Source organism: Reinekea marinisedimentorum, assembly GCF_004341165.1.
Lineage (GTDB): Bacteria > Pseudomonadota > Gammaproteobacteria > Pseudomonadales > Natronospirillaceae > Reinekea > Reinekea marinisedimentorum.
Genome location: NZ_SLZR01000004.1, coordinates 23,648 through 38,852 on the forward strand (window position 1 = coordinate 23,648; position 15,205 = coordinate 38,852).

At 40.4% G+C, this 15,205-nt stretch carries 14 protein-coding genes; 5 read left to right on the forward strand and 9 right to left on the reverse strand.

All coding sequences use genetic code 11. The annotated features are described in order from the left end of the window. Positions 1-11 precede the first annotated feature (11 nt). A complete protein-coding gene (locus BCF53_RS06220; RefSeq protein ID WP_132700654.1) occupies positions 12-1,067 on the forward strand; it encodes an LptF/LptG family permease in 1,056 nt (351 codons plus the stop codon). Continuing rightward, positions 1,064-2,125 (forward strand): LptF/LptG family permease, encoded by a 1,062-nt coding sequence (locus BCF53_RS06225; RefSeq protein ID WP_132700655.1) that lies wholly within the window; start codon positions 1,064-1,066, stop codon positions 2,123-2,125. The genes BCF53_RS06220 and BCF53_RS06225 overlap by 4 nt, the downstream gene beginning before the upstream one ends. Here the strand turns inward: BCF53_RS06225 and BCF53_RS06230 are convergent. The 9 genes from BCF53_RS06230 to BCF53_RS06270 form a co-directional block, all read right to left on the reverse strand. Next, the gene (locus BCF53_RS06230) at positions 2,100-2,708 is read right to left on the reverse strand and encodes a hypothetical protein (protein ID WP_132700656.1); all 609 of its coding nucleotides are present in this window, start codon (positions 2,706-2,708) and stop codon (positions 2,100-2,102) included. The two genes, BCF53_RS06225 and BCF53_RS06230, sit on opposite strands and share 26 nt — an antisense overlap. A gap of 42 nt (positions 2,709-2,750) precedes the next feature. Further along, positions 2,751-3,596, reverse strand: a complete 846-nt coding sequence (locus BCF53_RS06235) for a glycosyltransferase family A protein (protein ID WP_132700657.1) — start codon at positions 3,594-3,596, stop codon at positions 2,751-2,753. Between the two features lie 92 nt (positions 3,597-3,688). Then, a complete protein-coding gene (locus BCF53_RS06240) occupies positions 3,689-5,014 on the reverse strand; it encodes an O-antigen ligase family protein (RefSeq protein WP_132700658.1) in 1,326 nt (441 codons plus the stop codon). A gap of 173 nt (positions 5,015-5,187) precedes the next feature. Then, positions 5,188-6,279, reverse strand: a complete 1,092-nt coding sequence (locus BCF53_RS06245; RefSeq protein WP_132700659.1) for a glycosyltransferase — start codon at positions 6,277-6,279, stop codon at positions 5,188-5,190. Positions 6,280-6,292: 13 nt separating this feature from the next. Beyond that, a complete protein-coding gene (locus tag BCF53_RS06250; RefSeq protein ID WP_132700660.1) occupies positions 6,293-7,369 on the reverse strand; it encodes a glycosyltransferase in 1,077 nt (358 codons plus the stop codon). Beyond that, a complete protein-coding gene (locus BCF53_RS06255) occupies positions 7,344-8,429 on the reverse strand; it encodes an O-antigen ligase family protein (RefSeq protein WP_132700661.1) in 1,086 nt (361 codons plus the stop codon). Before BCF53_RS06255 ends, BCF53_RS06250 begins: the two co-directional genes overlap by 26 nt. Beyond that, the gene (locus BCF53_RS06260; protein WP_132700662.1) at positions 8,426-9,340 is read right to left on the reverse strand and encodes a sulfotransferase; all 915 of its coding nucleotides are present in this window, start codon (positions 9,338-9,340) and stop codon (positions 8,426-8,428) included. The genes BCF53_RS06255 and BCF53_RS06260 overlap by 4 nt, the downstream gene beginning before the upstream one ends. A gap of 44 nt (positions 9,341-9,384) precedes the next feature. Next, positions 9,385-10,665: an oligosaccharide flippase family protein gene (locus BCF53_RS06265; protein WP_165901825.1), complete on the reverse strand. Its 1,281-nt coding sequence runs from the start codon at positions 10,663-10,665 to the stop codon at positions 9,385-9,387. 62 nt (positions 10,666-10,727) lie between these two features. Continuing rightward, complete coding sequence (locus BCF53_RS06270; protein WP_132700664.1) at positions 10,728-12,086, reverse strand: undecaprenyl-phosphate glucose phosphotransferase; 1,359 nt, start codon at positions 12,084-12,086, stop codon at positions 10,728-10,730. Positions 12,087-12,331: 245 nt separating this feature from the next. Between BCF53_RS06270 and BCF53_RS06275 the strand changes: the two genes are divergently transcribed. The 3 genes from BCF53_RS06275 to BCF53_RS06285 are packed head-to-tail and all read left to right on the forward strand — an operon-like array spanning position 12,332 to position 15,121. Further along, positions 12,332-13,399 carry an undecaprenyl-phosphate alpha-N-acetylglucosaminyl 1-phosphate transferase gene (locus BCF53_RS06275; RefSeq protein WP_132700665.1) on the forward strand — a complete coding sequence of 356 codons (1,068 nt, stop codon included), beginning with the start codon at positions 12,332-12,334 and terminating at the stop codon, positions 13,397-13,399. Beyond that, positions 13,386-14,315, forward strand: coding sequence for a glycosyltransferase family 2 protein (locus tag BCF53_RS06280; RefSeq protein ID WP_165901826.1), 930 nt, complete (start codon positions 13,386-13,388; stop codon positions 14,313-14,315). Before BCF53_RS06275 ends, BCF53_RS06280 begins: the two co-directional genes overlap by 14 nt. Before the next feature lie 17 nt (positions 14,316-14,332). After that, on the forward strand, positions 14,333-15,121 hold the full coding sequence (locus BCF53_RS06285) for a glycosyltransferase family protein (protein WP_132700667.1): 789 nt from the start codon (positions 14,333-14,335) through the stop codon (positions 15,119-15,121). The last annotated feature ends 84 nt before the right edge of the window (positions 15,122-15,205 follow it).

Below are 15,205 nucleotides of genomic sequence, written 5' to 3' on the forward strand. Positions count from 1 at the left end.
GAGCGCTCCAAATGAAAATAAATCAATACCTTTACAAAGAAATTGCCCTCCCATTTATTTTTATTACAGGGGTACTTCTAGCTCTATTAATCTCCACTGAACTGAGCGAAACGCTCACGAAAGTTCTCACCGGACAATATAGCAGCAATGCAATTCTGGTCATTATTGGTTATCAATCTGTCCTATTACTGCCAGAGGTGATTCCCGCAGCCTATTTTTTAGCCTGCCTGACCACACTCAACCGATTCAGTCAGGATTCGGAGCGAGCTATCTATAACTCCATTGGAATCAGTGACGCTCAAATTTTAAAGGGACTGCTAATTGCGACAGCAACACCCATATTCCTAATAGTTATTCTATTGCAGAATATAATCTGCCCCATAGCGAACAATGAGCTCAACAGCTTCGTAGACCAGCAAAGAAACCGGCCTATCACAGACATAGTGCAGCCCAAAACCTTTGCTAGTATAGGCAAAATGAATAGCACCCTTTTTGCTGGCTCAGCAGAAACAAACACTGGATTACTTAAAGACATTTTTACAGTCAATAAGGCTGGCGACAAACTGACGGTTATTATTGGTGAGAATGCTTCCACACAAAATACTGATAACGGACAAATTCTTATCATTGAAAACGGCCAGCAAACAGCCTTTTCATTCAGCCCAAACTCCTCTACCCGACAAGAGTCATTTGGTAGCCTTAGCTACCTAATTGAACCTTCAACCTCAAACAGTGCTTCACAAAAAGCACATTCAAAAACAAGTATCGAATTGGCACAAGAAAACAGCCGGGTAAACAATATTGAAATAGCAGATCGCATAAATTCTGCATTACTCATCCCTCTTTTTTGCCTCTGGGCAGTGGCGCTTACACGCTTTAAACCAAGATCCGCCAAAGCTGGCGCCATGGCCACAGGTATCTTCTTTTATATATTAACCAACTTCAGCTATCGAACTATTGAGAGTGGCTTTTCCAAAACAAATTGGTCTATCTACCTATCTCCCTGGTGGTTCTTTTTAGCTCTTGCGTTTTTTGGCCTATTACTGATTCAAAGGAAAACCCGATGAGTTTAATTAATAGATACTTGCTCATCGAATCATTAAAGACTACAGGCATCGTAATCCTATCAATTTGCGGCTTGCTATTGATAACTGGCTTTGCCGATGACGCTGCCAGAAGACTTGATGATTCTTATACCATCACTAAATCTATCGCGTATAACTTTAAAGTACTGCCTTCAATGCTGTATGAATACATTGATGTTGTAGTGATGCTTGGGACCCTGATAACAGTAGCCTCCTTGAATAAAAATCAGGAACTCACCACGATCCAGCTGGTGTCTTCCTCTTCCCGTCAACTTACACTCAGGTTACTGACACCTGCATTACTGCTTTTTCCGCTCATTTACTATATGGGTGAGTGGGTTGGGCCAAAACTAACCCAAGAAGCAAAGCTTGAGCGCTCACTGCTAACCGGTCGTAACGCACCAAGCCTTTCAGGCCAATGGTACCGTTCAGGCAATGAATTTATCAGCATTGACCTGATAACAACCGATAACAGGCTGGTAGGCATTACCACCTTCACGGTTTCCGATGACAAGACTTTGGAGAAGGTTCAATACAGTCAATCTGGCAGCTTTATAAACGGTGGTTGGCGATTGCGCCATACAAAAATTATTGATTTTACAGGTGATAACCTTGAGTTCTCAGAGCTAAAATTAACCAAGTGGGTGACCAATTTTTTCACACCAAGCATTGCCAACGATCTAAAGCAATATTCCGAACGATTAACAATACTTCAGCTGTACAATCGACTAGAGTTTAATAAACAGGCAAACACTCTGACACCAGACATAGAACGCGATTTCTGGAACAGGGTTTGGTTTCCTCTTCGTTATTTAGCAGTATTATTCATGGCACTCAGCTTTTCATTTGGCTCTTTTAGACAAAAGACCATAGGAGATGCAGCGTTTAAGGCTATTGTGATAGGAATCGCCGCTGGCTTGTTATTAGATACTATTGGTGCAGCGATCATGATACTAGGCAGTAACGCCATGCTTGCAACATTGATGGCAAACACTGCCTATGCAGGGCTAGCTTTTAATTTCTTTCGTAAGCGGCATTGATCTTCTTACTGAAATTAATTGCTGAAAGCGTAATAAATATATAACCAGTCAGCTCTGCCATTTCTTCAAAAAACTGGTACCTACTTACATGTAGCAGGTTGTTTTCGAATACATCACCAACAAGTACAAAAACAAAAGAACAAACAGCATAAAAGAATGATAACGAGCTCATGTAATTAATCAGACACTTCAGTCGGTTACTTACGCGAACAATCCAAAAAAACAAAAAGCCAATCAACAGAACTAAGGCGATTATTATGGATGCCAGTTCTATTAAATCTGCCACGCCAGAGTTGACACCAATCACTTTCAGCCATGTTAACTCACGACCAAGCACTATATAAACAACCAATGCAAAAAACGCGGCAAATACGGGGCTATGTGGGGCATCAGCTAGCTTATTAGCTTTAATAGCTTCGCCCACCCAACATACAAAAGCCGCTAAAAGCACACCAATTTGCACATTTTCAACGAAGCCGTTTTCTTCAGCTTTTATACCCAAGACATAAAAAGCAACCGTTACAGCAGCCATAATGGCTATAGTTAGAACGGTTTTTTTTGCATGAAAATATATAGCCATCATCTTTTATTTAGCCTTTAATGAGACTCGCCAGTTAGAGCATAGTTACTTGGTTAAAGACTCTGGACACGGCGTTTTAAAATTATAGTAGGCTCTCAGTGCATTCCATTGTTCGCGATTTTTATCTTGATTTACATTTGCACGGGAGAGAGTAACCTTTCTGGACCCAGCCACGGGTATAGCACGCTCACTAACAACTGCTGAACGTCTACATACAGTACCATTTAAAAACGACATTGCCTTAAACCACAAATCATCGGCCTTAGGCGAAAGTTTCAAGTAGATGTCTGAAGAGTAAACCTCGGGTGTCAATAATGAACCCGGTGGATACAATACCCCACCATAACCAGCAGGCATAATAGCCAAAGAAGATGTTCCATAAGGGATATTATTACTCCATTGCACATAAGGGAGCGTATTGCCCTGTTCATCATACATTACGTAACGGCAGGTATTCGCAATAATTTGGTCTGGAAAAGCTTTATGCTCATTATAGAGTAACTCCAGCCAATCATTCGGGTATATTAGATCATCATCACAGGTAACAATATTAGATTGCTGGAATTCAGCCAGAGTCTCTACTAATTTAAGGTGCGGACAATCGAGCTTAGAAAACCGAATTTCGAATATATCGCCTTCTAACTCTTTGAGCCTCTTGGGTATTTCATTACGCAAAGACTCATTAAGCCATAACAACATTTTTTCCGGACGGTAACTTTGGGTTAGTACACTGCGAATAGTATAGTGAATGATCGGCAATCTGCTGGGTATTGATGTTAAAGAAATGACCACCGGCAATGCAGGCTTGGATACATCATTAAGAGATTCAAGGCTAACAGAGCGCAACTTAATTGCTGCCGGAATAAACTGAAAAAACTCTTTAAGCTTCATTATTGGTTTTAACCGTACTTGTTTTCAGTGCGTTAAAATATCACAGGTAACTAGATCGTGACTAATTAAACGCCTAGTTAACATTTCACGAACTAGTTCTTGAAATCCCGAAAGTAGATAGAGCTAAAATAGGTGCCTAGTATAATTGTAAGTAAATAAGGCCCAACCCAAAAAAACATATAAGATTCAAAGCAAGACATCACCAGAAACAACGTTGAACTATATATAAATATCTTCTGCATGGGTGGTTCCGCGCGCTTCAGATTTGAAAAGCCTATAATAAATGGAGCAAACGCCAATAGAGTACCAAGCACTCCATAGCCCAGAGTCATTTCAATAAAGCTGTTATGGAGGTGCCCGAACCGCTCCTTCACCCACTCAGGATGATTAGGTGACTGACTTATAACGTCTTTACGAACTTTCCCACCATAGCCAATTATTGGCTTTTCTTTTATCCACTCGATGGCTTCGATCCAGGTATTAATACGTATGCCAATACTGCTATAAGGTACATCGTCCCATTGCTGATGGACAATTGCATTTAAAGTTTCACTTTCAGGTGCAAAGCGCACCACTAACCTGTTGGCTGCTAATACTCCAAGTCCAATAACCGCGCACACAACCAGTGTAACAAAAGTTTTATTCCAGGTTTGTTTACTAACTCCTTTGCTTTTACCCAAACCACATTTAAAAAGCCAACGGATAAACAACACCATGCCGGAGACCAACAAACCTAAAATTGCAGCCCTGGTTTGCGAACCCCAAATACTTATAAGGCTAATTATTACTAGAACACCCAAACTACCACTAAGCCATAAACGGGAGCGGATGCCCCAATAACTAAAGTAGCTCAAGCAGCCAATAAGAACCAACGAAAATAACAAACCAACATGCTGAGCATTTAATGGTTCCAAAGCATAGTCAACTCTTTTCCCTTGAGTTAACGTATGCAACTGATCGATAAATTCCGGCTTTGTCACAATGGCAAATAGCAATCCTAATACAGCCACTAAAAATAAAAGACCAATAGAACGCTTATTTCCAGCTAGCCACCAAGCCATAGGGAAAAACAGATAAATTCTTGCTAGCTTCTCGAAATCAGCATATTTAACGGCCTGCTCGGGATTTAAAAGATAATTAATCCCAAAAAAGACAAACGGCGCAACTATTGCCAACGCCCATAATTTCAGCAATATATTTTTCTTTAACTGTTGCCAATTAGTGACCAACGGGTATATAAATAACAGTGTAGAAATAGCCTCTGGCCAACGATTAAGCGAGGTTGGTGTCCATAATTTAATAAAGACAGCAACGAAACTAGCAATTAAGGCCACCCAAACCAATAGATTAGGGCCCCGGTTATAATTAGATGGAAACCAATGATTTACATTTGGCATTGTTAAAGCATAAATATTCACAAAATAAATTCTCTACAAGCAACTAGTAGCCATATTTATTCACATGGGTAAATAATTAGGACTAGCTATTAATCAATTTCTAAGGGTGGCATCCAATAAATACCCCTCCCCTAAAATCTACATACTGCTGGCCAGTTTTCAAACAAAGCCTAAAAAAACAATCACTAATAAGCCTACTGCTCTGAACTTACTACCTGTGCAACCAACTCGCGAACACCATCTTTAAAGTGCTCTACCCCAAAAACCTCTGCATGAGAGCGAATCCCCTGGCTACTAAACACTCTACCTTCAAAACAATTAACAGCATCATTCAGTGATTCTACAGTTTGATCCCTAAAAAACACACCCGTCACACCTTCCACCACAGTTTCAAGAGCCCCGCCTTTAGCAAAGGCTATCACTGGCTTGCCACAAGCCATTGCCTCCAAAGGAACAATGCCAAAGTCTTCTACACCGGGAAAAACTAAAGCTTTACAGCCTGAAAGGAGCCGATTCAATTCGGCAAAAGAGCAACGACCCAGCAACTGAACATTTTTATTAGCAATCTTGTTAAGCTCATTAAACTGTTCACCCTCTCCCGCAATCTTTAATTCCTTGCCACTTTCATTAAATGCTTCGACAGCAAGATCGACTCTCTTATATCCAACCAACTGCCCTATCATTAAGTAATAGCCTTCATTACTCTCTACGACAGAAAAGTCCTGAGTAGACACAGGTGGATTTATAACTGTAGATTCTCTGCCATAATAAGACTTTATGCGCTTGGCAACAAAACGACTATTTGCAATAAAATGAGTAACTTGTTGTGCAGATAGCTGATCCCACCGCCTCATATAATGCATCAAAAATGGCATTACCATTCGTTTTACTGCGCCGGCACTAGATTTATACTCCCCGTACATATCCCATGCATATCGCATAGGTGAATGACAATAGCAAATATGAGGAACACCAGGTGGTGGAATAACACCCTTAGCAGGCCCGGATTCACTTGAAATAATCAGGTCATACCCAGAAAGATCCAGCTCTTCTAATGCCAACGGCATTAACGGCAAGTACATCTGATACTTTTTTTTAGCAAAGGGCAAACGGGCTATAAAGGTCTCCACTACCTTGTGTTTACTTATTACACTATCTACAAACGGCCGAGCATCATAAACATGCGTATAAATATCGGCATCTGGGAATAAATCACATAAAGCCTCAAGTACTCTTTCGCCACCTCTGAGGTTTACTAACCAATAATGAATAATTGCTACTTTCACAGTGTCTCTCTAATCACAACAACCGATATGTATTTAAAGTTTCTTTTACCATTAGGCCTTTAGAGTAGTTGCCTTCAACAACTACTTTTGCGTCATCAGACATTTTCTGCCAAGCCACACCTTCTAACTTCAAGGATGCCTTAATGAGACTTGATAATTCTCTAACATTACCCGATTCATACAGCCAACCACCCTCTCCAGAACGAATGAGTTCTCTATTTCCGGTAACATTAGAGAGAATGCAAGGTACCCCTTCAGCCATAGCTTCCAAGGGCGCGAAGGGCAACCCTTCCCAGCGAGACGTATTTATAAAGACTTTAGCATCAGAATAGTTACTTCTTGGCGACTTAACATTACCTGCTAACCTAACATTATCTAGACTATATTTTCGACATAAACCCTGAATTTCACATTTCCCTTCACCATCACCATAGATTACAACTTTAGGTGAAATGTGCTCTTCCTTAAGGATATACAATGCTTCAATTAACTCTTTAGTATTCTTCTGATAGTCATACCTTGAAACGACATATATAGCATGCCGCTCACAATCGACTTCGTTAGAAACGACCGTACTATCAACACCGTTTACAACTACCGATGTTTTCTTATCAATCTTAATTGGCAAGTAGTCAGATATTTGCTGTAGCTCAGTATTTGATACACATATAAATCGATCAGTAAGCAGAGAAAGCAGCGATTCGTAACACGCATACACTGCTTTTTTAAATTTTCCATACTCACCAACATGAAACCCATGGAAAGTATGCACAATCTTCGATTTACAAAACAACCTTAACAACCGGGAATATACACCTGCCCCCTTCCCATGAGAGTGAACAATAGTAATGTTATTTTTTCTAACAAAACTCACCAAACCCAATAGAGCTCTAACTTCAAACTTTCGATGGGGGATCTCAATAACATTAATTTTCCCAACCAAATCAGAAAACACCTGATAATAAGGTTTGTCAGGAGGGCATGCGATATAACAATCCACCCCATTGCTGATCAACCCTTCTACAAGATTCTTGACATGCTCCGGCCCGCCGCCCTGATCGGCCCTAGATGTTATATGTATTACGGCCATCAGATTCCCTAATAAACATACTCAATCCAATCCAAACACACCATTCACTTAACCCGTTTAAAGTAAGAAAACATACAGCCAAAAATAAAAGCAGAATTAAGCCGGATGCACTTAAGCACTTTATCAACTTCAGAATCGCAAAATAGCAATATACAAAAGCGACAAATCCAAACTCAGATAATATCTGCAAATAGATTGAATGTTGTTGATGAGTTATCCATGGCCGCATAGGTGTATACGTCATGTAATCACGAACGACGTTTGTTCCGTTAAAGTAGCCCACACCAAGTAGCCAATTGTCAGCCCCCATTAAGCTATAAGCGACATGGTAAACATATCTATCAGATAGCAAAGTATTTATCACTTCCCAATAACTTGAACCAAAAAAATAATCAAAAGCAATGAGTACAGCCGGATATAAAAAACAACCTGTAATAAGTATCGACACGAGCAAGCGGTATAATGTTTTTGGTACAAAATACCAAACATATACGACAACAACCAATACCAGCAAAACAGCCCGACTAACAAACAAGAACTGAGTTAACACACATAAAAGACACAGCACATACCACTTTCTAAATAAAGCGATCAGAGAAAAGGATGCAAACAGCAAAGCGGAAAAATTGGCGTCTCCACCAATGCCTACATAACGCCTAAAGCCCAATCCAAAAATCCTACGTACAGAATCTCCAAGGTTCAGAGGTGCTGAATAGATAAGCTCAAATAAGACAGAAAGAACATTAATTAAGACTAAAAAAAGAATGATATGACGTAAGGACTCAAAAGATAGTGTTTTTCGCACCCAAAATGATAGAGAAAACAACAAAAACAATTGCATTAATCGAAGGGTGGTAACTATATCTAATTGCACAAACCAATAAGAAATTTGAACGACAAAAAGAAACAAAGCAAATAGTACGTATCTATTAACCTTAGCTTTCTCAACCATAGTTGGCAGCCCAAAACTTCCTACTATAGGTAAAACACCATTCGTGTATGTTAATAGTGATGAAAATGACTTAACTGCACCAATGGCATACAGCCATGAAAACCTCATAACTTGTACCCGTGTGACTTCAATAACGGGTACAATAAAACTCCAAAAATCACTCTCTTAAATTTGGAAGTGTTTTTTAACCAACGATCATCTCTTGAGACCTTTAAAATTTTATTGAACCTTATTGGATTCCCTGATAAAGCATGACTAGGACTATTATGTTGCTCGTCTAAGTCTAAAGACATATCTGGCACACCTGTCATGAACTCAGACAAGCCTGAATATGAGCCAACAGGATCTACACAGAAGTCTTCATACCTTATGGTTATCTTTTGATCACGAGAATAGAACAACTTAACAAATTTGCAGGACACATCTATTAATGCCCACAACAAAGAACTGTACACAAAAGAATGCCTATCCATATAGACTTCTTCGTCTTTTATTTCAGGCCTCTTTTTTACGGTTGTCCAAGAGTACGCAACAGCCCTTGGATCTCTAACCAAGTGAACTAGTCGAACATCCACATTACGAGCTAATAAAATTTTCGCTGCAAGCGCCCTGAAAGGAAATTTAGACGAGTCTACAATTACTGATTTTCCAGCCTTGGAAAAAATATAATCCAATAACATCATATTTACTGCCGTATATTCTTGAGATTCCTTTCTATAACATCCAAAATACCTACTCAAAAGCAAACGATAAAAATTTCGAAGTCTCTCGAAGAAGTTAAAATACCCATAATCACTAGTTAGCTCTAACCGGGCAGTTTTTTTTGCTAACTCTGACCAAAACAAACAATCAAATACAGTATCGCCACAACTACACAGCTGATTTTTCCCTATAGATCGAGAGAAAAAATACCTCAACTCGCCAACAGCAAAACAAAATTTGTTTCTTTCAAGCAACAAGTCAATCAATGTTGAGCCACTTCTACCTGCACCAACAAACACAACCAGCGTCTTCTTCATATATATCTCATGTACTATTATTTAATAAAAAACCAGCTTCATCGTTAGGCCTTTACAATCCATTGCAAACCAGGAACAGTCACAAAACCAAGCCTTTTATAAACAAAATATGCTGCAAGGGAGTTGTTAATAACAACACCTAAAGAAAGCCCAACCGCAGCACCTTTAACACCGAAAAACAACACACCAAAAACAGTGAAAAGTAAATTTAAAACACACCCCACAAGTACAATATTATGCATCACCTTTTCATTGTTAGTCATATTCAATATATACCCTACAGACCCCGTCATAACATTCACTATTTGCCCTGCCATAATAATAAGAAGCAATGGATATGCAGAGACATATTGAGGACCAAAAAAACCTAATAACAACGGACCATACACAATCAAAACAATAATCAATGGCACTGTAACCACAGCCAACAGGTTTGCGGAAAATTTAGCCAAATATTGAAAATCAGATAGCTTATTCTGGGCGTATAGCTTCGCAAATCTAGGACCAACAACACCATTAAATGACATCAAGAAAAACACGATAACCTGAGCAACCCTTTGAGCCACATTAATCTCTGCAACAGACTCTGGTTGCAAAAATAAACCAACTATAGGTATTGCAGCCCAAGAAGTAAGGTAAAATGCCAATTGCATTATTAAGAATTTATTAGCTAATCGAAGAACATCAGCTTTAGCAACCTTAAGCTCTTCTGCCCTATGGACAATTACCTCTTTAACGGCAAAAAACATAGAAAAAGACATAACTGCTAACGTTGATAATGAATAAATACCCGCAACCGTCAGCAAATTTAGATCATTCCCCGCTGCACCCCACAAAAAACATAGCGCCACAGCGACACCAGAAAAACTCCCCTGTTCCAACAAGGATGATACATAAGCCTTATCTACCGAACAGTACCATCCTAAAAGAAGAAACATGAACGTCTGAGCAATAAGATAAACAATGAAAAAGCATATAGCTGCGACGCTTTGCACCTTTCCCATGTAGAGAAGTAATAGGGCGATCGCACAAAATAAAATAATAGCAAAGAGAAGCCTTGGTATAATTATTCGAATACAGGCAGACCAGATCTGAAACGCACCGACCATATCCGTACGTTCTGAAATCAATTTGATCAGTGCATTCTGCATTCCCGACTGGCCGTATATAGCCAGTCCCATTGCAATAACTTGAAGCAATACAAACTGACCATAATCACCAGAGTTAAGCCAAAGAGCAAACATAACATGCATGGCTAAAACCATGCAGACAGAAACGCCTTTTGCACCAATGTTCAAAATTACTTTGGAAACTAAATCTCTCACAATCTGCTCAACTTCTTAAGCTGACTAAATTAAAGCAAGCAGCAGACTCGTAACTTGAAAACTTATTTAGCAGAGGAGTCATGAAACACCTTGATCGCCGTTAACAATAAAATTTTAATATCCAGCCAAATACTCCAGCTCTCAATATAATATAGATCTGCCTCTATCCGGGCGTGAAGATCGGTATCGCCACGCAAGCCTATTACCTGTGCCCAGCCTGTAATGCCTCCCTTCACCATATGTTTTTGCATATAGCGCGGAATCTCAGACTTAAACTGCTCTACAAACTCAGTACGCTCAGGTCTTGGACCAACAATAGACATATCGCCCTTCAGTACATTAATGAATTGAGGAAGCTCATCCAAACTTGTTTTACGTATAAACGAACCAAAACGTGTGGTTGTTTTAGAACCTGCATCACCCCATTTAACACCGTTTTCTTCTATATCTACCGGCATACTACGAAACTTAAGCATATTAAAGCGCTTTCCATTCCACGAAACCCGCTCTTGCTTGTAAAAAACCGGCCCTGGCGAGGTTAACTTGACACCAATAGCCAGCACCAATAAAACAGGAGAAGACAAAATCAGAAATACTAGTGAAAGAACCTTGTCTTCGAGCCACTTAAGAACCTCTCCCCAGCCAAAAATAGGCGAAACAGATAGATTCACAACCGGCAAGCTGCCTACTTCAGCAACAGAATGATTTATTAAGTCGAAGCCAAAAAAGTCTGGGATATAACGGATAGGACAAGGGGCAATAGAAAGTGTGTCTAAAAGGTTTTTAAGCGATTCAGCCTCAGAAATAGGTAAAGCGAGCCATATTTCGTCTAGCTCTCCACTCACGACTTGCTGAACTAGCCACTCAGCGGCTTCTGGGTTAATACCATGTGTCTTCTTTTTATCTGTATCTGTGACATCAGTCACATAATAAAAGCTGGGCTTTAACCCAAGCCATGGAGACAACTCCAGCTCTTTTATGGCGCGGTACAATGAGCTACCGTCTCCCAATAGAGCAATCTTTTTAACGTTGTACCCACGCTTTCTTAGCCTATCGAGTGTCTTCCGGACTAAATATCTATATATACAGATGAAAGCCAGAGAGCACAGATACCAAAGACCCAACCACATCCGGCTATAGTCGGCACTCACCTTCAAAGCAACAGAAATAAGGGCCAGCAAACCAAAAATAGTGGTTACGGCGCCCAATGCCCTACCCACTTCACGCGTTTTAGTTGCACCACGCCATGCCCTGTACATTCCTGCAGATTGGAATATAAGAACTAGCAATAACGTAGCAACAAACAGCGCTACTACAAACTTCATTTGAAGCACGACAAAACCATAAACCCAGATATAACCAATCCAGAAAGCTGCAAATAACAGCGCGACATCTGCCACTCTCATAAACAGAGACAGCAAGACATTCCTCTCCCTTTGAACAAACCTCAAAAAAGGCCCCCTAACTAAATACTGATCACTCTGAATTTACGCAGATTATAAGCAAATCAAAGACTTATAGCACTTAAAAAAACGGACCGCATGGTAAACAAACAATACTTATTCAGACTTTTGTAAGGTAATCTTTCACGTTTATGATTACCTTACCTATCACATGGGTGATAAACTGCCGGAAAATTTAGAGCGCATAATAGCTAATTATTAAAATGATAGAGTTTCTTAGCGCTTTTATCGGCGTCTTCCTAATCACCACCTTACTCACGCCAATCTGCTCTAGAATCGGCCTGGTGGATAAGCCAGATAAGCGCAAAAGTCACAACGACGATGTGCCGCTTATTGGCGGCTTAGCGATGTTTGCCAGCTGCTCTCTGGCAGCGTTATTCTTTGTACCTCACAGCAGCGAAATGACTTACCTGCTTGCGGCTTGCGGCTTGCTGGTAATGACCGGCAGTATTGATGACCGCTTCAACCTCCACTATTACATTCGCCTAGTAATACAGGCATTAGCTGCCATCATGCTTATTTGGGGAGCACAAAATAAACTAGTCTCTTTCGGCTATGTATACGGCATTGGAGAGCTAACTCTTGGTTGGCTGGCCATACCAATAACAATTATCGGCATCATAGGCATAATTAATGCTTACAATATGATCGATGGGATTGATGGCCTAAGTGGTGGAATCACACTAATTTCAGTAATCGGGCTCTACTTATTGATAACCGACAGCATCGCTGACGGCGCTAACAGCATTTTACTGCTGCTCATTGGCGCTTTAGCTGCCTACCTGATCATGAACCTGCACTTCCTACCCAAATGGACACCAAAGATATTCATGGGCGATGCCGGCAGCATGGTTTTGGGCTTTATTATGGCATCATTCTTAATTCGCTATAGCCAAGGAACAAAGCAAATTATCATGCCAGTAACGGCACTGTGGCTTACCGCCGTTCCATTAATGGATATATTTGTTACCACTATAAGAAGAATTCGTCATAAACGAAACCCTCTACACCCAGACAGAACCCATGTTCACTACATATTTATGCGAGCTGGTTTCAAACAAGAAACGACCCTGTTGATTATCTTAACTTTTCAGACAATAGCGGTGGCTTGCGGCTTAGCACTAGAGGTTTATGGCTCCAGCACCCTTTCTTTCTTTGCGTTTGGCTTACTCTTTTTGGTGTATCTACAATTTATAAGCCACGCTTTTAAGGTTGCCAGGTTCATTCGAAGATACAAAAAACGTAAAGCGACTACTCGTGAAGACTCCTAACCCTGATCAGGCAGAAAGCAACCTCGGCATAGAAGTATTGGTACTCACCTACAACGGCGAGGCCTATATAGAGCAACAATTAAGCAGCATCTTAAATCTGCTATCTATAAAGGATAAAGTCCTCATCAGTGATGACGGCTCAACTGACCGTACCCTCGATTTAATAACAAGGATCGGCCAAACTACCGATGTAGAAATTAAAATAACCCAAGGCCCTGGCCAGGGCGTTATAAACAACTTCTTTTCAGCCATTGCGCACACCACAGCCAACTATGTGCTGGTTTCTGACCAGGATGACATCTGGCTGTCAAACAAGGTTGAATTGTTCCGCCAGAAGATGAGAACCACCTCACAACCCCATCTAATTTTTTCGGATGCCTACACCTGGAACCCGGAAGCAGACAAACGGACTTCTTTTTGGAAAGAGCAAGCGATAGACCCAAAGCACAGCCGCGAGCTGAAAAGGCTTCTCTTCAGGAACTGTGTTCAGGGCGCTTCCATGGCCATTAACAGACCACTGATAAAGAAACTAGCCCCCGCCCCCAAACAAGCTATGATGCACGACTGGTGGTGCGCGTTAATCGCCTGCGGCATAGGCTTTATCGATTACATTGATCAACCAACCCTTCTATACCGGCAGCATGAACATAATCAGATAGGTTCCAACCTCAAACGGACACTCAGCCAAAGAAAAAAAGCATCCAGTCAGATGTTTCAGCAGGCGCTGGAGTTTAAAAGAATTTTTCATCCAGAATTATCAAAAGCAAATAAAGAGCTGCTCTTAGTGTTTTCGACAGCCGTTACAGGAACCGCCATACAAAAATTAACATTCTTGCTTTACTTTAAGCCTTTACGTTCTAATCTCTTAAAGACGCTTGCCCTCTGGGCCGCCATAATTGCCAACCAGCAAATTTAATACTTAAAAGGATCTTTGTGTCAGTTTTTATTGCGGTAATTTCCCATAACCACACTCGTGATATCATCGATGGATTAAAGCCAGAACTAATAAACAGTGAACGCGGCGTAACGGTTGTGATAAAAGGAAACAAATATTGCGCCGAACTAGAACAACATTGCTTAAAACACAATATTGATTATCTGGTAAACAACGAACAGCAAGGATTTGGTCATAACAACAACGATATATTTCTATATTGCCGACTTAAGCACAATATGAAAAATGATGACTTGTTTGTTGTTCTTAACCCAGACGTCATTGTAGAGCCGAAGGTTTTTCATCAGCTCAACCAAATAATGTGTAAGCGTAATGTCCGCTTGGCCGCACCTAATTTATTTAAAGATGAGCAACTTAAAATCTTGGAAGGCTCTATACGACGATTCCCAATGCCATGGGATTTTATTGGTAGCTTTATCCTAAAGTCTCAAAAAACGACAGTTAATCGCCGCAACATTCAAAAACCGGTAACTGTAGATTGGGCATCAGGTGCATTTCTGGCGTTTCGCGTGGCGCTATATAAAAAACTCAGTGGTTTTAGCCCGAAGTACTACTTATATTGTGAAGATATAGATATTTGCTGGCGCGCCAAAATCTTATTTAATGAGCCAACATGGTACATACCGAATATTAAAGCGGTACATAAAGGCCATAGACACAGCCATTCTTTATTCAGTAAATACATCCGTTGGCACATTAGCAGTGCTTTTCAGTTTTCTAAACGCTATATTTCCTGGACTGTTTTTGGAATAAAACCCAAGCACTAGTGGAATATGTGTAAATCCCGGTAACTTAGCCAGAAGTGGCGAACTGTAAGTCATTTTACACATACTCCGCAGGCTTTTCGACTG